The sequence below is a fragment of the Lysobacter sp. yr284 genome (assembly GCF_900107375.1).
In the GTDB taxonomy this organism is placed as follows: Bacteria; Pseudomonadota; Gammaproteobacteria; order Xanthomonadales; family Xanthomonadaceae; genus Lysobacter.
On the sequence record NZ_FNPT01000001.1, the window covers coordinates 855938 to 878090 of the forward strand.

The 22153-nt window shown below is 71.6% G+C and carries 17 protein-coding genes; 15 read left to right on the forward strand and 2 right to left on the reverse strand.

Annotated elements, in window-relative coordinates; translation table 11 throughout:
* Positions 1–95: 95 nt before the first annotated feature.
* Both BLV01_RS03490 and BLV01_RS03495 read right to left on the reverse strand, forming a co-directional pair.
* The gene (locus BLV01_RS03490; RefSeq protein WP_091794059.1) at positions 96–2450 is read right to left on the reverse strand and encodes a M56 family metallopeptidase; all 2355 of its coding nucleotides are present in this window, start codon (positions 2448–2450) and stop codon (positions 96–98) included.
* 1 nt (position 2451) lies between these two features.
* A complete protein-coding gene (locus BLV01_RS03495; RefSeq protein WP_078998049.1) occupies positions 2452–2838 on the reverse strand; it encodes a BlaI/MecI/CopY family transcriptional regulator in 387 nt (128 codons plus the stop codon).
* A gap of 229 nt (positions 2839–3067) precedes the next feature.
* Here BLV01_RS03495 and BLV01_RS03500 point away from each other — a divergent pair, with 229 nt between their 5' ends.
* The 15 genes from BLV01_RS03500 (at position 3068) to dnaE (ending at position 22042) form a co-directional block, all read left to right on the forward strand.
* On the forward strand, positions 3068–4213 hold the full coding sequence (locus BLV01_RS03500) for a cation diffusion facilitator family transporter (RefSeq protein WP_217633434.1): 1146 nt from the start codon (positions 3068–3070) through the stop codon (positions 4211–4213).
* Between the two features lie 308 nt (positions 4214–4521).
* Positions 4522–5079, forward strand: coding sequence for a ribosome recycling factor (gene frr, locus BLV01_RS03505; RefSeq protein ID WP_057948248.1), 558 nt, complete (start codon positions 4522–4524; stop codon positions 5077–5079).
* A 156-nt stretch (positions 5080–5235) separates the two neighbouring features.
* Positions 5236–6003 carry a polyprenyl diphosphate synthase gene (gene uppS / locus BLV01_RS03510; protein ID WP_091794061.1) on the forward strand — a complete coding sequence of 256 codons (768 nt, stop codon included), beginning with the start codon at positions 5236–5238 and terminating at the stop codon, positions 6001–6003.
* On the forward strand, positions 6000–6854 hold the full coding sequence (locus BLV01_RS03515; RefSeq protein WP_091794063.1) for a phosphatidate cytidylyltransferase: 855 nt from the start codon (positions 6000–6002) through the stop codon (positions 6852–6854). The genes uppS and BLV01_RS03515 overlap by 4 nt, the downstream gene beginning before the upstream one ends.
* A gap of 4 nt (positions 6855–6858) precedes the next feature.
* Positions 6859–8052 carry a 1-deoxy-D-xylulose-5-phosphate reductoisomerase gene (gene dxr, locus BLV01_RS03520; protein WP_091794065.1) on the forward strand — a complete coding sequence of 398 codons (1194 nt, stop codon included), beginning with the start codon at positions 6859–6861 and terminating at the stop codon, positions 8050–8052.
* A 7-nt stretch (positions 8053–8059) separates the two neighbouring features.
* Positions 8060–9421, forward strand: coding sequence for an RIP metalloprotease RseP (rseP, locus tag BLV01_RS03525; protein ID WP_091794067.1), 1362 nt, complete (start codon positions 8060–8062; stop codon positions 9419–9421).
* Positions 9422–9527: 106 nt separating this feature from the next.
* A complete protein-coding gene (bamA, locus tag BLV01_RS03530) occupies positions 9528–11993 on the forward strand; it encodes an outer membrane protein assembly factor BamA (RefSeq protein ID WP_091794710.1) in 2466 nt (821 codons plus the stop codon).
* 26 nt (positions 11994–12019) lie between these two features.
* The gene (gene lpxD / locus BLV01_RS03535) at positions 12020–13042 is read left to right on the forward strand and encodes a UDP-3-O-(3-hydroxymyristoyl)glucosamine N-acyltransferase (protein WP_091794069.1); all 1023 of its coding nucleotides are present in this window, start codon (positions 12020–12022) and stop codon (positions 13040–13042) included.
* 162 nt (positions 13043–13204) lie between these two features.
* On the forward strand, positions 13205–13660 hold the full coding sequence (gene fabZ, locus BLV01_RS03540; protein ID WP_057948254.1) for a 3-hydroxyacyl-ACP dehydratase FabZ: 456 nt from the start codon (positions 13205–13207) through the stop codon (positions 13658–13660).
* A gap of 4 nt (positions 13661–13664) precedes the next feature.
* Entirely contained in the window at positions 13665–14447 is a 783-nt protein-coding gene (gene lpxA / locus BLV01_RS03545; RefSeq protein WP_091794071.1) for an acyl-ACP--UDP-N-acetylglucosamine O-acyltransferase, read from the forward strand.
* 7 nt (positions 14448–14454) lie between these two features.
* Positions 14455–14961: a hypothetical protein gene (locus BLV01_RS03550; RefSeq protein ID WP_091794073.1), complete on the forward strand. Its 507-nt coding sequence runs from the start codon at positions 14455–14457 to the stop codon at positions 14959–14961.
* A 32-nt stretch (positions 14962–14993) separates the two neighbouring features.
* Positions 14994–16235 (forward strand): lipid-A-disaccharide synthase, encoded by a 1242-nt coding sequence (lpxB, locus tag BLV01_RS03555; RefSeq protein WP_091794074.1) that lies wholly within the window; start codon positions 14994–14996, stop codon positions 16233–16235.
* Between the two features lie 117 nt (positions 16236–16352).
* Entirely contained in the window at positions 16353–16973 is a 621-nt protein-coding gene (rnhB, locus tag BLV01_RS03560) for a ribonuclease HII (protein WP_175485754.1), read from the forward strand.
* Positions 16974–17333: 360 nt separating this feature from the next.
* Positions 17334–17960 carry a hypothetical protein gene (locus BLV01_RS03565; RefSeq protein ID WP_139178427.1) on the forward strand — a complete coding sequence of 209 codons (627 nt, stop codon included), beginning with the start codon at positions 17334–17336 and terminating at the stop codon, positions 17958–17960.
* Positions 17961–18505: 545 nt separating this feature from the next.
* The gene (dnaE, locus tag BLV01_RS03570; RefSeq protein WP_091794078.1) at positions 18506–22042 is read left to right on the forward strand and encodes a DNA polymerase III subunit alpha; all 3537 of its coding nucleotides are present in this window, start codon (positions 18506–18508) and stop codon (positions 22040–22042) included.
* Positions 22043–22153 lie beyond the last annotated feature (111 nt).

Here is a 22153-nt window from a genome sequence, read left to right on the forward strand (position 1 = left end):
TATCGTTCGGTTCGCCCGCGCCGCTTGGTTTGCGCATCGATGTGCGGGTCTGCACGCGGCCAAGCGCATCGCGCCAGGCCGGCTCGCAGCGCGAGTCAGGCGCCGGCGTCGACCAGTTCGCGCCGCACCTGGCGCATCGCTTGCTCGACCGCGCGCAGCGACTCGCGCCGGATCGCTTCGCCGTCGCGCAGCGTCGCGCCCGCGCCGGCCGCGGCCTCGCGGCGCAGCGCATCGACGTCCAGCGCCTCGACCGCGCGCCGCGCGGTGTCCGCGTAGGCCTGCAGGCGCGCCCGGTCGGCCGCGCCGATGCGGCCGTCGCGCTGCGCCTGGCCGGCGTCGCGATGCGCCTGCTGGCTGTCGCGCAAGGCCTGCTCGACGTCGCGCTGCAACTGCGCCGAATCCAGCGGCTGCTGGCGGGCGTCGCGCGCGCGCTGTTCGGCGTCGCGCCGCGCCTGGGCGCCGTCGCGCTGGGCCTGTTCGCGATCGCGCTGGCGCTGGGCCGCGTCGCTGCGGGCCTGCTCGGCGTTGCGCCGCGCCTGCTCGGCGTCGTACCGGGCCTGCTCGCCGTCGCGCTGGCGCTGGCCGGCCTCGAGCCGGGCCTGCTCGCCGTCGCGCCGCGCCTGTTCCGCATGGCGCAGCGCGTGGGCGCGGTCGCGCTGGGCCTGCTCGCGGGCCAGCCCGGCATCGCGCAGGGCCTGGTCGGCGTCGCGGCGGGCCTGTTCGGCATCGCGCAACGCCTGCGCGCGGCTGCGCTCGGCCTCGATCCGCGCGCGCTCGCCTTCGGCGCGGGCGCGGCGGCCTTCTTCCTGCGCCTGGCGCCCGGCCTGTTCGGCCTGCGCGCGCGCGCGATCGGCCTCGGCCCGGGCGCGGCGTCCCTCCTCGCGCGCCTCGCGTCCGGCGCGTTCGGCCTCGATCCGGGCGCGCTCGCCTTCCGCGCGCGCGCGGCGGCCCTCTTCCTGCGCTTCGCGCCCGGCGCGCACGGCCTCGCGCGCGGCCTCGGCCGCTTCGATCTCGGCTCGCGCGGCGTCGCGCTGCATGCCGTCCAGGCGCGCGCGGGTGGCGGCGTCGCGCACGGGTTCGTAGCGGCCGTCGTCCATGACCCGGAAGTACTGCCCGTCCTTGATCGCCCAGACCCGCATATCGCCGTTGTTGATCTCGGTGATGCGCTGTTCGCCGCGGACGCTCTTGCCGTCGTTGATGACGACCTTCGACTCGCTGCGGGTGGCGGTGCGGGTGGGCGCAGGCGCGCTCGCCGCGGCCGCGCCGGCGACGGCGGGCGCGGCGACGGCCGCACTGGCGACAGGAGCCGCAACGGCCGCGCCCGCAGTGGCCGGGGCCACGACGTTCGCGGCGACGGCGCCGACGGTCGCGGCCGCAGCGGCTTCGGCGGCGGCGGTGACCTTGTACGGCACCAGTCCGAACGCGGCCACCGCAGCGATCAGCGCGGCGCCGCCCAGGCGCGCGATGAAGGTGCGCTCGGCCGGCGCGCGCGCGGCGAGGGTCTTGTTTTGCAGCATGGTCAGTCTCCGTTTGAGCACGGTATAGGTGGGCGACGCGCCGGCCACGCCGGTCGCCGGACGCGGCGCCACGCCCAGGCGCAGCAGCAGCCGGCCGTAGTCGTGGGCGGCGTAGCGGCGGCTGTCGAGCACGGCCGCGTCGCAGGCCTGCTCGCGGGCGACCGCGTATTCACGCGCGATCACGTGGGCGAGCGGGTGGAAGAAGAACAGGTGGCGCGCCAGCGCCGGCACCCAGCCCCACCACAGGTCGCGGCGGCGCAGGTGGGTCAGTTCGTGGTGCAGGGCCATGGCCAGTTCGTCGTCGCTGAGTTCGGCCAGTTGCCGCTGCGGCAGCAGCACGGTCGCCGGCGGGCCGACCAGTTGCGGCGAATCGATCTGCGCCGACACCCGCAGCGGCGGCAACCGGCGCAGGCCGAGGCTGGCGCCGAGCGCGCGGTAGGCGCGCAGCGCCGGGCCGTGTTCGCATTCGTCGGCGCCGGCGACGCGGCGGCGCACCGCCAGGTAGGCGCGCGCGCTGGCCACCGCCAGCACGATCACCCCGGCCAGCCACAACGCCGCGAACAGCGCCGGCCACGACAGCCACTGCAGCGCGTCGGCCGGCGCGGCGGCCTGCGCCGGCGCCGCGGCCAGGTCGGCGCGCGTCACCAGGTAAGGCATCTGCGCGGCCGGCGACAACTGCGCGGCCGCCGGCGCGGCGGCGGCTTCGGCGGTGCGCTGCCAGTCCGCCGGCAGCAACGCCAGCTCCAGCGGCGCCGGCCACAGCGCGCCGACCAGCAACTGCAGCGCCGCGCACCACCACAGCCAGCACCGCACCGCCGCGCTCGGCCGCAGCCAGCGCACCAGCAGCCAGATCGCCGCGACCATCAGCAGCGATTGAACGCCGGCGGCGAACAGCCGCGGCAGCAAGACGTCGCCAATCCAGTGCAGGGTCATGTCAGTCCTCCTTGCGCCGCGCTTGCAGGTCGGCGACCAGGCTTTCCAGTTCGGCCAGTTCGGCGTCGCTGACCTGGGCGCGCTGCGACATCCACGCCACGAACGGCGACAGCGAGCCCTGCAACGTGTTGGCGACGAAGCTGCCGACCGCCGAGCGCATCACGTCGTCGGCCGGGGTCTGGGTGGCGTAGCGATACACGCCGCCGACCTTGCGCCGGCGCAGGTAGGCCTTGGCGCGCAGCCGCTCCATCATCGTCAGCACGGTCGAGCGGGCCAGCCCGCGCGCCTCGCCGAAGTCGGCGGCGACTTCGCCGACCGAGGCGTCGCCGCGCTCGGAGAGGTAGTTCAGCAGCGCCAGTTCCTGGTCGCCGATCGACTTGCGCGCCATCGGGAATCGCCTCTTAGCTACAGTTGTAGTCAATGTGCCGTTGACTACAGCTGTCGTCAACGTGACTGAAGTCATGGGGCCGGGCCCGGCGCCGGGCGCTGCCCAACCCCGCCGCAGCGCCGGATCCGGCCGCCGCAGTTGGGATTCGCCGGAGCCGGTCAAGGTTTAAGGCCGCGCGCCGCGCAGGCTGTAATAGTGTTCGCGGCGACCGCCGTGACAGCATTCGCCCATGCACTCGCACAGCCATTCCCACGGCGGCCACGGCCACCATCACGGCCTGGAAAGCGGCACCCGCGCGTTCGCCGTGGTGACCCTGATCAACCTGGCCTACACCGCGCTGGAAGCCGGCTACGGTTTCTGGACCAATTCGCTGGCGCTGCTGTCGGACGCGCTGCACAACCTCGGCGACGTGGTCGGCCTGGGCCTGGCCTGGGGCGCGGCGGTGCTGGCCAAGCGCCTGCCGACCGAGCGCCACACCTACGGCTGGCGCCGCGCGACGCTGCTCTCGCCGCTGGCCAATGCGCTGCTGCTGGTCGGCTTCTCCGGCGCATTGGGCTGGGAGGCGATCCGCCGCTTCGGCGCGCCGCCGGACATCCCGGCGCTGCCGGTGATCGTGGTCGCCGCGCTCGGCATCGTGGTCAACCTCGGCGCGGCATGGCTGGTGCGCGACGGCCACGAGCACGATCTCAACCGCCGCGGCGCGTTCCTGCACCTGATGGCCGACGCGGCGGTGTCGCTGGCGGCGGTGCTGGCCGGCGCGGGCATGTGGCTGACCGGCTGGGTCTGGCTGGACCCGGCGATCGCGCTGCTGATCGGCGTGGTGGTCGCGGTGGGCGCGTTCGGCCTGCTGCGCGAGAGCTTCAACGCGGCGATGGACGCGGTGCCGTCCAACATCGACCGCGGCGAAGTCGAAGCGCTGCTGCACGCGCAACCCGGCGTGCGTGCGGTGCACCACGTGCACATCTGGTCGCTGGGCGCGGGCGAGATCGCGATGACCGCGCACATCGTGCGTCCCGACGACCGCGACCACGACGTCTTCATCGACACGCTCAACCGCGAGCTCGACCGCCGCTTCGGCATCAACCACCCGACCCTGCAGGTCGAGCACGGCGGCGCCTGCGAACACGACCGCCACGACCGCGCGCCGCACGGCGGGCACGGACACGGGCATGGTCACGACGACCACGACCACGACGATCATGGCCGCCACCACGACCACGGTCATCGAGACCCTGCCGGGCAAGGGCACGGGCACGATCACGCCCACCACGACAGCGGGCGCGCAACCGCCGCCGCCCACGCCTGCGACGCGCACGCACGCGAGCGCGAGCGCCACGACCACCCGCGCCAGCACGACCACGCCCCGCGCGACTGAACCCGCCATGCTGCACTGCAGCGCGGCCGCTGCCGGCACCGCTGCCGGCACCGCGGCCGGCCGCGGCGCGCGCGCCTGAGCGCGCAAAACCCCGCTCCCGGGCGTTCGAAACCGGACGCCGGCAGCGCTTTCCCGCCCGCGCCGATGCGCCCGCGCCGCAGCGCCTGACCGCTGTTTTGGCCGCCTCCGGCGCCGTTTCCGGCCCCGGCCCCGGCCCGTCTGCGGCCGCGCTCCCGGCCGACGTGGCCCGCAAAACCGGCCCCAGCCCATATAATCCCGCGATTACCGCTACAGGATCGGAGCCGGCGATGCTCAACGACATCAAGAAAGACGCACAGAACCGCATGGCCAAGAGCGTGGAAGCCTTCCGCCACGATCTCACCAAGGTCCGCACCGGCCGCGCCTCGACCGCGCTGGTGGACCACCTGAAGGTCAACTACCACGGTTCGGAGATGCCGTTGAACCAGGTCGCCAGCGTCCAGGTCAGCGACGCGCGCACCCTGACCATCACCCCGTGGGAGAAGCAGATCGTCGGCGCGGTCGAAAAGGCCATCCTCGCCTCCGACCTGGGCCTGACCCCGAACACCGCCGGCACCGTGATCCGGATCAACCTGCCGGCGCTGACCGAGGAGCGCCGCAAGGAGCTGACCAAGGTCGTGCACAGCGAGAGCGAGAACGCCAAGGTCGCCGTCCGCAACATCCGCCGCGACGCCAACCACCAGGCCAAGGAACTGCTCAAGGACAAGAAGGTCACCGAGGACGAGCTGCGCGGCTTCGAAGGCGACATCCAGAAGATCACCGACAGCGCGATCAAGGACGTCGACGGCGTGGTCAAGGCCAAGGAGCAGGAGCTGATGGCGGTCTGACCGCCGCGCGCGGCGGGCCCGCACTGAACTTCCGCGCCGCGCGCGGGTCCAGTCCCGGTTCGCCGCGATTCGCGCCCCGCGCGGCGCACGTCCTCCCGTTCCGCCGCGCTACCGCGCTTGTCCGCCCTTCCGCCTGAGGTTCCCGTCATCGGCGCCATGCCTTCCGAGCCCGCCAACGCCGCGCCCGCACGCATCCCGCGCCACCTCGCCGTGATCATGGACGGCAACGGCCGCTGGGCCGAACGCCGGCGGCGGCCGCGCATCATCGGCCACCGCGCCGGCGCGCGCGCGGTCAACGTCTGCATCGATTTCTGCATCGAGCGCGGCGTCCAGGCGCTGACCCTGTTCGCCTTCTCCAGCGAGAACTGGGGCCGGCCCGAGGACGAGGTCGGCGGCCTGATGAAGCTGTTCCTCAACGCGCTGGAGCGCGAGGTCGAGGAACTCGACCGGCGCGGCGTGCGCGTGCGCTTCATCGGCGAGCGCGAGCGCTTTTCGGCCAAGATCCGCGAACGCATGGCATCCGCCGAGCGCCAGACCGAGCGCAACGGCGCGCTCCACCTGACCATCGCCGCCAGCTACGGCGGCCGCTGGGACATCGCCCAGGCCGCGCGCTCGCTGGCCCAGGACGTGGCCGCCGGGCGGCTCGCGCCGGAAGCCATCGACGAGCGCCTGCTGGGCGCGCGGGTGTGCCTGGCCGACCTGCCGCCGCCGGACCTGTTCATCCGCACCGGCGGCGACACCCGGGTCAGCAACTTCCTGCTGTGGCAGCTGGCCTATACCGAATTGTGGTTCACCGAAGCCCTGTGGCCCGAGCTCGACGCGGCCATGCTGCAGCGCGCGCTGGACGAGTACGCCGGGCGCGAGCGCCGTTTCGGCCTGACCGGGGCGCAGATCGCGGCCCAGACCAACGAGACCGTTGAATGACCAAAACCCGCCTGATTGCCGCGCTGGTCATGGCCCCCGTGGCGATCGCCGCGATCCTGCTGCTGCCGACCCCCTGGCTGATCGCGGCGGCCGCGGTCGTGTTCCTGGCCGGGCTGTGGGAGTGGTTCGACCTGGCCGAGATCGAGGACACCCTCTCGCGCACCGTGCTGCTGGTGGTGCACATGGCGCTGATGGTGGCGCTGGTGTGGGCCTCGCGCGGCGGCGGCGCCGGCGATCCGGCCCAGCCGCCGTCGATGGTGCTGTTCAAGATCGCCTCGCTGGTCGGGGTGATCTGGTGGCTGCTGGCGCTGCTGTGGCTGCAGCGCTTCAACTTCGCCAGCGACCACCGCACCTATGCGCGCATGTTCAAGCTGGCCGCGGCCGCGCTCAGCGTGATCCCGGCCTGGTGCGCGCTGACCTGGATCCACGCCGAAGGCGGCAACGGCCACTGGTGGCTGCTGACCGCGCTGGCGGTGGTGTGGGCGGCGGACTCGGGCGCCTACTTCGCCGGGCGCAAGTTCGGCATGCTCAAGCTGGCCCCGCGGGTCAGCCCGAACAAGACCGTCGAAGGCCTGATCGGCGGCGCCGTGGCCGGCGTCGCGGTCGGCGTCGGCCTGTCGCTGCTGGCCGGCGCGACCAACGCGCAACTGCCGTGGGTGGCGCTGGTGTCGCTGGTCGCGGTGCTGTTCTCGGTGGTCGGCGACCTGTTCGAGAGCCTGCTCAAGCGCCATGTCGGGGTCAAGGATTCCGGCCACCTGATCCCCGGCCACGGCGGCGTGCTCGACCGCATCGACGGCGTCCTCGCCGCGCTGCCGGCGTTCGCGCTGGGCAAGGCGATCTTCGGGTTCTGAGCCGATGACGCTGCCCATGCGCAAGGTCGCCGTATTCGGCGCCACCGGTTCCATCGGCGCCTCGGCGCTGGACGTGATCGCCCGCCATCCGCAGGCGCTGCGCGCCACCGTGCTCGCCGCCGGCGGCAAGGTCGAGGCGCTGCTGGCGCTGTGCGAGCGCCATCGCCCCGACCACGCGGTGATCGCCGATCCGGCCGGTTTCGACCTGCTGCGCGACGGCCTGCGCGCGCGCGGCCTGGCCGCCCAGGCCCATTGCGGCGACCAGGCCCTGGTCGAGCTGGCCGGTTCGGACGCCTGCGATACCGTGGTCGCGGCCATCGTCGGCGCCGCCGGCCTGGATTCGACCCTGGCCGCGGCGCGCGCCGGCAAGCGCCTGCTGCTGGCCAACAAGGAATCGCTGGTGCTGGCCGGCGAGCTGCTGATGCGCGCCGCGCACGAGGCCGGCGCGACCATCGTGCCGATCGACAGCGAGCACAACGCGATCTTCCAGTGCCTGCCCGACGCCCACGCCCACGCCGGGCTCAAGCGCATCCTGCTGACCGCCTCGGGCGGGCCGTTCCGCGGGCGTACACGTTCGGACCTGGGCGAGGTCACCCCCGAGCAGGCCGTCGCCCACCCGAAGTGGTCGATGGGGCCGAAGATCTCGGTCGACTCGGCCACGCTGATGAACAAGGGCCTGGAGGTGATCGAGGCCCACCACCTGTTCGGCCGCCCCGGCCTGCCGATCGAGGTGCTGGTGCACCCGCAGAGCCTGGTCCATTCGCTGGTCGAATTCGTCGACGGCTCGACCCTGGCCCAGCTCGGCCTGCCGGACATGCGCACCTCGCTGGCGGTCGGTTTCGGCTGGCCGCAGCGGATCGAATCGGGCGTGGCCGGGCTGGACCTGCTGGCCCACGGCAAGCTCGAATTCGAGCGCCCCGACCTGGACGCCTTCCCGTGCCTGCGCCTAGCCTTCCAGGCCCTGGCCGCCGGCGGCACCGCCCCGGCCACGCTCAACGCCGCCAACGAAGTGGCCGTTTCAGCCTTTCTTCAGCGCCGTGTGGGTTTCCTAGCGATACCCGCGCTGGTCGAGGACACCCTCGCCGCGCTCCCGCCCACCCCGGCCAGCTCGCTGGCGGCGCTGCGCGAGGCCGATGTCCAGGCCCGCCGCCACGCCGAGCAGGCGATCGGCCGCGCTGCCCGAACCTTGCGAGCCTGATCCGGCCATGAGCGAAATCCTGGGCTCCCTGTGGTGGCTGATCATCAGCATCGGTTTGCTGGTGACCTTCCACGAGTTCGGCCATTTCTGGGTCGCCCGCCGCTGCGGGGTCAAGGTGCTGCGCTTCTCCATCGGCTTCGGCAAGCCGCTGTGGATGCGGGTCGGCCAGGACGGCACCGAATACGCCATCGGCCGCATCCCGCTGGGCGGCTACGTCAAGATGCTCGACGAGCGCGAATACGAGATCGGCGAAGCGCTCAAGCCCTACGCCTTCAACCGCAAGCCGGTGTGGCAGCGCATCGCGATCGTGTTCGCCGGCCCGGCCGCCAACCTGATCCTGTGCGTGGCGTTCCTGTGGGGCATGTTCGTGATCGGCCGGCCGGACTACGCGCCGGTGGTCGGCTCCAGCGCCGGCATCGCCGCCGAAGCCGGGCTGCGCCGCGGCGACACCATCGAGGCCATCGGCGCGCGCGCCACCCCGACCTGGAGCGAGGTGCAGATGGCGCTGATCCCGCACGCGCTCGACCGCGAGGACGTCGCGGTCAAGGTGCGCGCGCACAACGGCAGCCAGCAGACCCGCACCCTGCGCCTGTCGCAGCTGCCGGCCGGCTTCGACGAGCGCCGCGCGGTCCAGGTGATCGGCCTGGGCGGCCGCCACGAGCTGATCCCGGCCCTGGTCGGCCGGGTCGAACCCGACAGCGCCGCCTGGCGCGTGCTGGCCGAGGGCGACCGCATCACCGCCCTGGACGGCGACCCCATCGCCAGTTGGAACGACCTGCCGGCGGCGGTCGCCAAACTGGGCGAGCGCGGCGGCAAGGCCATGATCGAGGTGCAGCGCAACGGCGACCGCCTGGCCCTGGAAATCCAGCCGCGGCAGATGAAGCGCGACGACGGCGAGACCTTCTGGGGCCTGGGCGTGGCCGTGGCCGCCCCGGCGCCGCCGCAGCGCGACGCGGTGCTGCGCTACGGCCCGCTGGCCGCGGCCCCGGCCGCGCTGCGCGAGAGCTGGCACCAGGCCGGCGAGCTGTTCGCGATGATCGGCCGCGCCTTCACCGGCCGGGTCTCGCTGCAGAACACCGTGGCCGGCCCGGTCACCATCGGCCGCGCCGCCAACGCCTACGCCAGCAACGGCCCGGCCTGGTACCTGCAATTGCTGGCGATGCTGTCGCTGAGCCTGGGCATCCTGAATCTGCTGCCGATCCCGATCTTGGACGGCGGACACCTGCTGTATTACCTTATCGAGCTTGTCAAAGGCAGCCCAGTCAGCGAACGCGTGATGGCGGCCGGGCATTTCGTCGGCCTGGCGCTGATCGCGAGCCTGATGGGGCTGGCCTTCTACAACGACATCTTGAACAACCTGGTGCGCTGAATGCCGGCCTGACGCTCGCTCCAACGCTATCGCCCCGACCCACCAGCCGCTTCAGCCCCCTGCCCGCGCCGCTGCGCTGCAGACCAGACCCCCAACGGACGTAATGATGACGCGAACCCCTAATCGCCGCCTGCTGGCCCTCGCCCTTGCCACGGCAATGACCTCGGCCCCGGCGATTCCCGCGATGGCGCAGTCGGCCGATCCGTTCGCCCTGGGAGGCGGCGCCAAGTCCCCGGCGCCGGGCTCGTTCACCGTCAGCGACATCCGCATCGACGGCCTGCAGCGCATTTCCGCCGGTACGGTGTTCACCTACCTGCCGGTCGAGCGCGGCGACACCATGGACAGCGCCAAGGCCGGCGACGCGATCCGCGCGCTGTACAAGACCGGCTTCTTCGAGGACGTGCAGCTCGACCGCCAGGGCGGCATCCTGGTGGTGACCGTGACCGAGCGTCCGGCGATCAACAAGCTGACCCTGACCGGCAACAAGGACATCAAGTCCGACGACCTGCTCAAGGGCCTCAAGGAGATCGGCCTGGCCGAAGGCGAGACCTTCGACCGGCTGGCCCTGGACAAGGTCACCCAGGACCTGGCGCGCCAGTACAACAACCGCGGCAAGTACAACGTCGAGATCACCCCGACCGTGTCGCGGCTGGACCGCAACCGCGTCGACATCACGATCAACGTCAAGGAAGGCAAGGCGGCCAAGATCCGCCACATCAACCTGATCGGCAACGACAAGTTCGAGCAGAAGGACATCCTCAATGCCTGGGAGTCGCGCGAGCACAACTGGCTGAGCTGGTACCGCCGCGACGACCAGTACTCGCGCGAGAAGCTCTCCGGCGACCTGGAAAAGCTCAACTCCTTCTACCTCGACCGCGGCTACGTCGACTTCAGCATCGACTCGACCCAGGTCGCGATCAGCCCGAACCGGCAGGACATGTTCCTCACCGCCGGCATCAACGAGGGCGACCAGTACAAGATCGCCAGCGTGCAGGTCACCGGCGACACCGTGCTGCCGAAGGAAGACATCGAGAAGCTGGTCATCGTCAAGCCCGAGCAGATCTTCTCGCGGCGCCTGCTGGAGATCAGCTCCGACGCGATCACCGCGACCCTGGGCAACGTCGGCTACGCCTTCGCCCAGGTCAATCCGATCCCGGACATCAACCGCGAGAACAAGACCGTCGGCATCAACATGCAGGTGGTGCCGGGCCCGCGCGTGAACGTGCGCCGGGTGATCTTCAAGGGCAACACCCGCACCGGCGACGAGGTCCTGCGCCGCGAGATGCGCCAGTTCGAAGGCACCTGGTATTCGCAGGCGGCGATCGACCGCTCCAAGATCCGCCTGCAGGGCCTGGGCTACTTCGAGACCGTGGACGTGGAAAGCAAGCCCGTGCCGGGCAGCAGCGACCAGGTCGACGTGGTCTACAACCTCAAGGAAACCACCTCCGGCAGCTTCGTGTTCGGCCTGGGCTATTCGCAGCTGGGCAAGCTGACCACGCAGATCCAGCTCTCGCAGAACAACTTCCTCGGCAGCGGCAACCGCGTGTCGGTGCAGGCGCAGCGCAGCTACTACCAAGAGCGCTTCGACTTCGCCTACACCAACCCCTACTTCACCGACGACGGCGTCTCGCTGGGCTACAACCTGTCCTGGCGCAAGCTCGACTACTCCGACTTCAACACCGCGCAGTACTCGACCACCAACGGCACCGCGCAGGTCGTGCTGGGCATCCCGCTGACCGAGACCGACTCGATCACCGGCCTGGTCGGCATCGACAGCAACGAGATCCTCGCCGGCTACGGCTACACCCCGACCAGCATCGTCGACTACCTCGACGCGCTCGGCCACCGCACCTTCCACGCCTGGCGCGCGCAGGTCGGCTGGGGCCGCAACAGCCTCAACCACGCGCTGACCCCGACCGCGGGCACCCAGCAGCGCCTGTGGCTGGAAGCGACCCTGCCGGGCTCGACGGTCGAGTACTACAAGCTCAACTACAGCTTCTCCAAGTTCTGGCCGCTGTCGCGCCACTTCGTGCTCAACACCCGCGCCGAACTGGGCTACGGCGACAGCTACGGCAAGGACGTCAGCCGCGTGATCGACCGCGACGGCCCGACCGGGCCGCTGCCGCCGGAGACCATCACCGCCACCGGCCTGCCGTTCTTCGAGAACTTCTACGCCGGCGGCGTGCGCTCGGTGCGTGGCTTCACCGACAACACCCTGGGCCCGCGCGAAGCCGCGGCCGCCGGCAGCTACGCGCAGCCGCTGGGCGGCGCGTTCAAGACCACCGGCTCGCTGGAAATGTACTTCCCGACCCTGCTCGACACCCCGGCCGCGCGCGTCTCCGCGTTCGTGGACTTCGGCAACGTCTACAAGGACTACGACGCCTTCGACGCGGGCGAACTGCGCGCCTCGGCCGGCATCGCGCTGATGTGGCGCTCGCCGATGGGCCCGATCTCGATCAGCTACGCGTTCCCGTTCAAGAAGCAGGACAACGTGCTCGACGTCAACGGCAAGCCCACCGGCCGCAGCGACGAACTCGAACGCCTGCAGTTCACCTTCGGCGGCACGTTCTGAGCGCGGCCGCGCAGCCGCACGCCCCGGTGGACAGTCCAGGCCACACCGCCCATGAGCTGGCCGAGCGTTTCGCGCTCGGCCTGCACGGCGACAGCGCGGCGCGCGTGAGCGGCGTCGGCACCCTGGCCAAGGCCGGGCCGGCGCAGCTGGCGTTCCTGGCCAATCCCAAATATCGCTCGCAACTCGACGCCAGCGCCGCCGGCGTGGTGGTGATGCGCGAGCAGGACGCCGCCGGCTACGCCGGCACCGCGCTGATCGCGCGCGATCCCTACTCGGCCTTCGCCAAGATCTCCGCCCTGTTCGAGCCCCGGCCCGAACGCCCGGCCGGCATCCATCCTTCCGCCGCGATCGATCCCAGCGCCGAGGTCTCCCCGGCCGCGCACGTCGGCGCGTTCGTCAGCATCGGCGCGCGCAGCCGGGTCGAGGCCGGCGCCGCGATCGGCCCGGGCTGCGTGATCGGCGAGGACTGCACGGTCGGCGAAGGCTGCGAACTGGTCGCCCGGGTGACCCTGGTGACCCGGGTGCGCCTGGGCAAGCGCGTGCTGGTCCATCCCGGCGCGGTGCTCGGCGCCGACGGCTTCGGCCTGGCGATGGAGGCCGGCCGCTGGCTCAAGGTGCCGCAGCTCGGCGGGGTGCGCATCGGCGACGACTGCGAGATCGGCGCCAACACCTGCATCGACCGCGGCGCCATCGAGGACACCGTGCTCGAGGAGGACGTGCGCCTCGACAACCAGATCCAGATCGGCCACAACGTCCACATCGGCGCGCACAGCGCCATGGCCGGCTGTTCGGCCGCGGCCGGCAGCGCCCGGATCGGCCGCTACTGCCTGATCGGCGGCGGCGCCGGCGTGCTCGGCCACCTGGAAGTCTGCGACAAGGTCACCATCACCGCGATGAGCCTGGTCACCAGCTCGATCCGCGAGCCGGGCGAATACTCCTCCGGCACCCCGCTGATGGACAACCGCAGCTGGCGCAAGAACGCCGCGCGCTTCAAGCAGCTCGACGCGATCGCCCGGCGCACCCGCGGCAGCGGCGGCGACGGGGCCTGAGCCGCGCGCGCGGCGCCCGGCTGGGTACGATGCCGCTTCCATACGGTGCCGCCACACCCGCCGCGGAAACTGCGGGACAATGACGGAACCGTGTCACACCACAAGGGCCGCCATGCACGGCGGCCGCGAGCACAGGACGTGCGTCAAAGGACGAAAGACAAGATGAGCCAGACCCTGCAACTCCCGCTCGACGTGCCGGCGATCCAGCAGTTGCTGCCGCACCGCTATCCGTTCCTGCTGATCGACCGCGTGCTCGAGTTGGAACCCAACAAGCGCGTGCTCGCCATCAAGGGCGTGAGCTGCAACGAGCCCTTCTTCAACGGCCACTTCCCCGGCAACCCGGTCATGCCCGGCGTGCTGGTGATCGAGGCCCTGGCCCAGGCCGGCGGCCTGCTGACCCAGGTCACCCACGGCGGCGTCGCCGCCGGCCGCTCGTTCTACCTGGTCAAGGTCGACAAGGCCAAGTTCTCGCGCATGGTCGTGCCCGGCGACCGCCTGGAGCTGGAAGTCACGCTCAAGCGCATGATCCGCAACATGGCCCTGTTCGACGGCGTCGCCCGCGTCGACGGCAACGTGGTGGCCTGCGCCGAGATCATGTGCGCCGAAGCCAAGGAATGACCCGATGAGCGCCACCATCCACCCCACCGCCTTCGTCGATCCCGCCGCGAAGCTCGGCGACGGCGTCGTGGTCGGCGCGTTCTGCTACATCGGCGCGCAGGTCGAAGTCGGCGCCGGCACCGCGTTCGGCCCGCACTGCGTGGTCCAGGGGCCGACCCGGATCGGCCGCGACAACCGCTTCCACGCCCAGTGCGCGATCGGCGGCGACCCGCAGGACAAGAAATTCGCCGGCGAGCGCACCGAACTGGTCATCGGCGACGGCAACAACTTCCGCGAGTTCGTCACCGTCAACCGCGGCACCGGCAGCGGCGGCGGCGTCACCCGCATCGGCGACCGCAACTGGCTGCTGGCCTACACCCACATCGCCCACGACTGCCAGGTCGGCAACGATTGCGTGTTCTCCAACAACTCCACGCTCGCCGGCCACGTGGTGGTCGAAGACCACGTGATCATGAGCGGCTTCGCCGGCATCCATCAGTTCTGCCGGGTCGGCGCGCACGCCTTCATCGGCATGGGCGCGCTGGTCAACGGCGACGTCGCGCCGTTCCTGATGGTCGCCCAGGACGGTTACGGCCGCCCGCGCGGTATCAACGCCGAAGGCCTCAAGCGCCGCGGCTTCGGTCCCGAGCGCATCGCCGCGATCAAGCGCGCCTACCGCGCGGTGTTCATGTCCGGCGCCTCGCTGGAGGACGCGCGGGCCAAGCTCGAGGAACTCGCCGCCGACAGCGTCGACGTGCGCGCGTTGCTGGACTTCATCGGCAACGGCGAGCGGCCGCTGCTGCGCTGAGGCGAGGATGGCGACGACGGTCCAGCGCCTGCGCATCGGCCGGACCGCGTTCGCCTACGCCACCGACGGCGCCCAGCAGCGCGCCGAGGTCGCCGAGATCTTCATCGACGAGCGTCCGCTCGCGCACTGGCTCGGCATCGCCCGCGACCTGGGCAACGCCGACACGGACCTGGAGACGCAACGCCCGCTGGCGCTGGTCGAACGCGGCCGCGCCGCGTTCCTGGGCCTGCAGCCGGCGCACAACCAGTTCGGCTCGGGCCGGCTGGTGCTGTACCGCTGCCACTGCGGCAGCGACTATTGCGGGACGATCTCCTGCGTCCTGGAAGTTGACGGCGATCACGTCGTTTGGCGGCAAGTGACCCTCGAGGACGACAATGGCCCCATGTCCGGGGCCGATCCGGGCGAGAATGCGGCCTCATCCGCCTGCCCGCCCGGCGCGCCGTTGCGGTTCGTGTTCGACCGCGACCAATACCGAGGCGAACTGGAACGCCACTTCACACCGCGCCGGTCCTGACGGCGCAACGTCCAAGAGCGCCCCATCCCCCGATGAACGCCCCTGCGCCCGCTCCGATCGCCGCCCCCATCGACGAGATCTTCCCCGCCGCGCCCCCGCCGCCGCCGCGTTTCGCCCTGATCGCCGGCGAAGCCTCCGGCGACCTGCTCGGCGCCGGGCTGATCGAGGAACTGCGCCGGCGCCATCCCGGCGCCGAGTTCGTCGGCATCGGCGGCGAGCAGATGCGCGCGGCCGGCATGGACTCCTGGTTCGACGCCGGCGAACTGGCGGTGATGGGCCTGGCCGAAGTGCTCAAGCACCTGCCGCGGCTGCTGCGCCTGCGCCGCGACGTGCGCCAGCGCATCCTCGACTGGAAGCCCGACGCCTTCATCGGCATCGACGCGCCCGACTTCAATCTCGGCGTGGAGCGATGGCTCAAGCAGCGCGGCGTGCGCACCGTGCACTACGTCAGCCCGTCGGTGTGGGCGTGGCGGCGCAAGCGCGCGCAGAAGATCGGCCAGAGCGCCGACCGGGTGCTGTGCCTGTTCCCGATGGAGCCGCCGATCTACGCAGAATACGGCGTGGATGCGCGTTTCGTCGGCCATCCGCTGGCCGACGAGATGCCGATCCATCCCGACCGCGACGGCGCGCGCATGACCCTGGGCCTGGACGACGAGGCGCCGATCCTGGCGATGCTGCCGGGTTCGCGGGTCGGCGAGATCGAGACCCTGGCGGCGGATTTCATCGCCGCCGCGGCCGTGCTGCTGGCGGCGGAACCGCGCCTGGGCATCGTCGCGCCGATGGCCAGCGCGCGCGCGCGCGGCGCGTTCGAACGCATCCTCGACGCCCATCCCGACGGCGCGCGGGTGCGCCGCGCGCTGCGCGTGGTCGACCGCGGCGCGCGCACGGTGATGGTCGCCAGCGACGCGGTGCTGCTGGCCTCGGGCACCGCCACGTTGGAGGCGATGCTGGCCAAGCGGCCGATGGTGGTGGCCTACAAGGTTTCGCCGCTGACCTACGCCCTGGTCAAGCGCCTGGGCATGCTCAAGGTCGACCGCTACGCGCTGCCGAACGTGCTGGCCGGCGAGGCGGTCGTGCCCGAGCTGATGCAGCACGACTGCACCCCGGAGAACCTCGCCGGCGCGGTCCTGCGCTGGCTGCGCGACCCCGCCGCGGGCGCCGCGCTGCTGCCGAAATTCCAGCGCATCCACCTGGAGCTCAAGCGCGACGCCTCCGCGCGCGCCGCCGACGCCATCGTCGAGCTGATCGGCGAGCGCGCCGCGAGCGCGGGCTGAGCCGGCGGCGGGCGTCCGGCCCCGCCTGATAAGCTTGCGCGCGTGCAGGAGCGGGCCGTCCGCCGCCGCTCGCGCCTTGCCGCCCTGCGCTCACTTCTCTGCCAACCGCCGCCCGCCTTGAACGCAACCGCCGCCCCGCCCCGCCCTCGCAGCAAGCCGCGCCTGATCGCCGGGGTCGACGAAGCCGGCCGCGGCCCGCTGGCCGGGCCGGTCGCGGTGGCCGCGGTGATCCTGCATCCGCGCCGCCGCATCGACGGCCTGGACGATTCCAAGAAGCTCACCGAAGCCCGGCGCGAAGCGTTGTTCCCGCTGATCCAGGAACGCGCGCTGGCGTGGCGGATCGAGTTCGTCGAGGTCGAGGAGATCGACCGCATCAACATCTTCCAGGCGACCATGACCGGCATGCGCCGCGCGCTGCTGGCGCTGACGCCGCAGGCCGAGCTGGCGCGGGTGGACGGCAACCACCTGCCCCGCGACTTGCCCTGCCGCGGCGAGGCCCTGGTCGGCGGCGACGCGCTGGAGCCGGCGATCATGGCCGCCTCGATCCTGGCCAAGGTCGCGCGCGACCGGCTCATGCAGCAATTGCACCAGCAATGGCCGCACTACGGTTTCGACCGCCACAAGGGCTATTCCACCGCCGCGCACCTGGCCGCGCTGCAGGCGCACGGCCCGTGCCCGCAGCACCGGCGCAGCTTCGCGCCGGTGCGGATCGAGGCCGAGCAGCGCTCGTTGTTCTAGGCCGCCGCCGCGGCCCGCAGGCCCGGCGCCTGGACTCCCGTGCAGGCCCTCCGAAGCTCGCAAGCCTTGGCTGTCGTGGGAGGGCCTTCAGGCCCGATGCCTTTCGCTCAGGCCGCGATGATCCGAAACAACCGCCTCGCGCCTGAAGACCCTCCCCCAACAGCCAGCGCCCGGACCCGCCGCAAGCCGCCTGAACGTCCGGCCGTGCCACAGGTCACAACGACTTGCGACCCGCGCGCGCACACTCGCGCCAGGCGCATCGTTGGCCATCCTCCCAACGCACCGGTCCGCGTCGTTTCCCGGCCCGCGACGCGAGCCTCCCCGCCCCCGCAACGGCCGGACGCGAGGTGTTCCATGCGCATGCCTCACCCCACCCCGACCGCCGAGCCGCTGCCGTTCGAGCGCGCGCCGCCGCCGCACCACCTGCAGCCCTACGAGCCGGCCATGGCCCTGCGCCCGGCGGCGATCGCCGCGTTCGACGCGCTGCTGCACGAACTCCACCCCGACGCCGCGCGGATCGACGCCGACCGCCTGCAACGCCTGGCCGCGTGGCTGGCCGCGCTGCCGCCGCAGCGGGCGCGGGGCGTGGTCGACGAGCGCCTGCGCTGCCTGCAGGACCTGCGCACGATGGCCGCCGACCCGGCCTGGAACTGCGATCCGGCGCTGCGCCGGCGGCTGGAGCGGCTGTTCGCCTACGTCGACCACGACGAGGGCCTGATCCCCGACCGGGTGCCGCTGCTGGGCCTGCTCGACGACGTGCTGCTGGTCGAACTGGCGTGGCCGGCGTTCGCCGCCGAAGCCGAGGACTACCGCGACTTCTGCGCCTACCGGCAGCTGGAGCATCCGCCCGGCGACGCCGAAGCGCAGCGCGCGGCCTGGGCGCGCGACCGGCTCGCCGAACTGGCGCTGCTGCAGCACCACGCCCGGGTCAGCGACAGCCACTACGCCAACGGACGCACGCCCGAGCCGGTGTTCCGGATCGCGTGAACGCGCGTGGCGGCCCGCCACCGCGTTCCCGCATCGGCCCTCTGCAGGAGCGGCGCAAGCCGCGACCACAGGGCGGCCGATCGCGTCGCCCGTCCGCCATCGCCGACCACAACCCGCAACCGCGCTCCCGCCATCGCCCCCTGTAGGAGCGGCGCAAACCGCGACCGCGGGACGGCCGATCGCATCGCAGACCGCGGCTCGGGCGTTCGCTGCTCGCGAGCTTGCCGCGCAGCGGATGGGCCTCTGCGTACGCGATGGCGTCGCCGGCGACGCGACCGGCCGCCTCGCGGTCGCGGCTTGCGCCGCGCCTACAGTCGCCGGGTCCGGCATCCGCGCGCCCAACCGCGCACCGCACGATTCCCAATCCGGTGAGATTCGCCGCGCGCCGGCGATCGTCCCCTGTCAAGCCTTGCCCCACGCCACCGGGCTGATACCCTGCAATCCGGCACTTTCCCCGCCGTGCCGACTGCCGTCCCGGGCTCCCGCCGCCAAGGCGCGCGACGCCCGGCACGAGCTGCCCCGGCACGGCCGCACAACCGGTACGCATGTCCGCTCCCTTCGTTCATCTCCACCTGCACAGCGAATATTCGCTGGCCGACTCGACCATCCGCATCGGCGAACTGGTCAAGCGTTGCGTCGCCCTCGGCCAGCCGGCCGTGGCGCTGACCGACGTCGACAACATCTTCGCCGCGGTCAAGTTCTACAAATCCTGCGAAGGCGCCGGCATCAAGCCGATCATCGGCGCCGACGTGCACCTGGCCGACGGCAACGAGGCCGCCTCGCGCCTGACCCTGCTATGCCGCGACCGCGGCGGCTACCTGAGCCTGTCGCGCCTGCTCAGCCGCGCCTGGATGGAAGGCCACCGCACCGAAGGCGTGGTGCTGCGCCCGGAATGGCTGCGCGAGGACAACGACGGCCTGTTCGTGATGGCCGGCCGCCACAGCCTGGCCGGGCGCCTGGCCGGCAGCAACCGCCACGAACTCGCCCATGCCTGGCTGGTGGACTGGCAAGGCGTGTTCGGCGACCGCCTGCACCTGGAGCTGACCCGCACCCAGCGCGAGGGCGAGGACGCGTTCAACGCCTTCGCCCTGCAGGCCGCGGCCAAGCGCGGCCTGCCGGTGGTGGCCAGCAACGACGCGCGCTTCCTCGACCGCGACGGCTTCGAGGCGCACGAGGCGCGCGTGTGCATCGCCTCCGGCCGCGTCCTCGACGACCCCAAGCGCCCGCGCGACTACAGCGAGGAGCAATACCTCAAGACCAGCGAGGAAATGGCCGCGCTGTTCGCCGACGTGCCCGACGCGATCGACAACGCCCTGGCCCTGGCCACGCGCTGCAACGTCGAGCTCAAGCTCGGCGAGTACGCGCTGCCGGCGTTTCCCACGCCCAGCGACCACACCATCGAGTCGTGGCTGCGCAGCCAGTCGCGCGAAGGCCTGGCCAAGCGCCTGGAGAAGAACCCGCTCGCGCCCGGCAAGACCCGCGAGGAATACGACGAGCGCCTGGAAATCGAGCTGGACGTCATCATCAAGATGGGCTTCCCCGGCTACTTCCTGATCGTCGCGGACTTCATCAACTGGGCCAAGGATCATGAGATCCCGGTCGGTCCGGGCCGCGGCTCCGGCGCCGGTTCGCTGGTGGCCTGGGCGCTGGGCATCACCGACCTCGACCCGCTGCCGTACGACCTGCTGTTCGAGCGCTTCCTCAATCCCGAACGCGTGTCGATGCCCGACTTCGACATCGACTTCTGCATGGACCGCCGCGACGAGGTCATCGACTACGTCGCGCGCAAGTACGGCCGCGACCGCGTCTCCCAGATCATCACCTACGGCACCATGGCGGCGAAGGCGGTGGTGCGCGACGCCGGCCGCGTGCTCGGCCATCCGTACGGCTTCGTCGACGGCATCGCCAAGCTGATCCCGATGACGTTGGGCATCTCGCTCGACGACGCGCTGGGCGAATCCGAAGCGGCGGCGAAGAATCCGGACCTGGCCTCGACCGACCTGATCCAGCGCTACCGCAACGAAGACGACGTGCGCGACCTGCTCGACCTGGCGCGCAGCCTGGAAGACCTGACCCGCAACGCCGGCAAGCATGCCGGCGGCGTGGTCATCGCGCCGAGCCCGCTGTCGGACTTCTGCCCGCTGTTCGCCGAACACGACGGCGAAGGCCGCGGCCGCAACCCGGTGACCCAGTTCGACAAGGACGACGTCGAAGCGGTCGGCCTGGTCAAGTTCGACTTCCTCGGCCTGCGCACGCTGACGATCATCGATTGGGCGGTGCGCGCGATCAACAAGCGCCGCGCCAAGGAGGGCCAGGAGCCGCTCGACGTCAACGCGCTGGAGCTGACCGACAAGCCCACCTACGAACTGTTCGCGCGCGGCGACACCGTCGCGGTGTTCCAGTTCGAATCGCGCGGCATGCGCGAGCTGCTCAAGCGCGCCAAGCCCGACACCTTCGAAGACATCATCGCGCTGGCCGCGTTGTTCCGTCCCGGCCCGCTCGGCTCGGGGATGGACAAGGACTGGGTCGACCGCAAGCACGGCAACGCCGAGGTCACCTACCCGCACGACTCGCTGGAACCGGTGCTGGCGCCGACCTACGGCGTCATCGTCTACCAGGAACAGGTGATGCAGATCGCCCAGGTCCTGGCCGGCTACACCCTCGGCGGCGCCGACATGCTGCGCCGCGCGATGGGCAAGAAGAAGCCGGAGGAAATGGCGAAAGAGCGCGCCAAGTTCGAGGCCGGCTGCGCCGAGCGCAACATCCCGGCCAAGCAGGCCAGCCCGATCTTCGACCTGATGGAGAAGTTCGCCGAGTACGGCTTCAACAAGTCGCACTCGGCCGCCTACGCGCTGGTGGCCTACCAGACCGGCTGGCTCAAGCGCCACTACGGCGCCGAGTTCATGGCCGCGACCTGCTCGTCGGACATGGACAACACCGACAAGGTGGTGAACTTCCTCGACGAAGCGCGGGTGATGGGCATCACCGTGCTGCCGCCGCACGTCAACCAATCCGAATACATGTTCGAGGCGATCGACGCCGACACCATCCGCTACGGCATCGGCGCGGTGAAGGGCGTCGGCCGCGGCGTGTGCGAGTCGATCGTGGAAGCGCGCCGCGCCGGCCCGTTCGTCGACCTGCTCGACTTCTGCAAGCGCGTGGACAGCGGCAAGCTCAACCGCCGCGCGCTGGAAGCGCTGACCCACGCCGGCGCGCTCGACGGCCTGGGCAAGAACCGCGCGAGCCTGATGTTGCAGCTGCCCGAAGTGCTCAAGGCCACCGACCAGATGGCCAAGGAGCGCGCCGCCGGCCAGGTCTCGCTGTTCGGCGGCTTCGAGGCCGCGACTCCGGCGCTGCACCTGGACCTGAGCGAAACCAACGAATGGCCGCTGGCGCAGATCCTGCACGGCGAACGCGAGACCCTGGGCCACTACCTCAGCGGCCATCCGTTCGATCCGTACCGCGAGGAAGTGCGCGCGCTGGTCGGCACCGACCTGGGCGAACTCGAAGGCATCTGGGAAAAGCGCCCGGAAAGCGCGCGCAGCGGCTGGCGCCCGGAACTGGAAGTGATCGTCGCCGGGCAAGTGGTCGGCCTGCGCAAGAAGGGCGACAGCCAGATGTTCGTGCAGATCGAGGACGGCCGCGGCCGCCTGGAGTGCGCGTTCTTCTCCGAGACCTACAGCGAGTTCGCCGCGATGCTCGCGCGCGACCGCCTGCTGGTGATCCAGGGCGGCCTGCGCGAGGACGCTTTCAGCGGCGGCTTCGCCCTGCGCGCGGCGCGCTGCTGGGACTACAACGCGGTCTGCGGCAAGCACGCCCAGCGCCTGGCGCTGCGCCTGGACCTGCGCGTGCCCGGCACCTGGCAGCGGGTCGATGCGCTGCTCGCCAAGCAGCGCCCCGGCCCGACCCCGATCCGCCTGGACCTGCTGCGCGACGGCGCCGCCGGCATGCTCGATCTCAACGGCCCGCAATCGGTGCGCATCGACGCCGAACTGGCCGGCCTGCTGCGCGCCCAGCCCGGCGTCAAGGCGGTCAAGGTGACGCTGTCCAAGCCGTGGGCGCGCGCCGCCGGCGGCGACTGAGCGCGCCGTCGCGCGGCGAAAAACGGCAACGAGTCAAGCGTCCAGGCGCAACGCCGTTGCCGTTTTCCCGCGAACGCCTTGGCAGTTTCCGTACCTGCCCCATGCCTATCG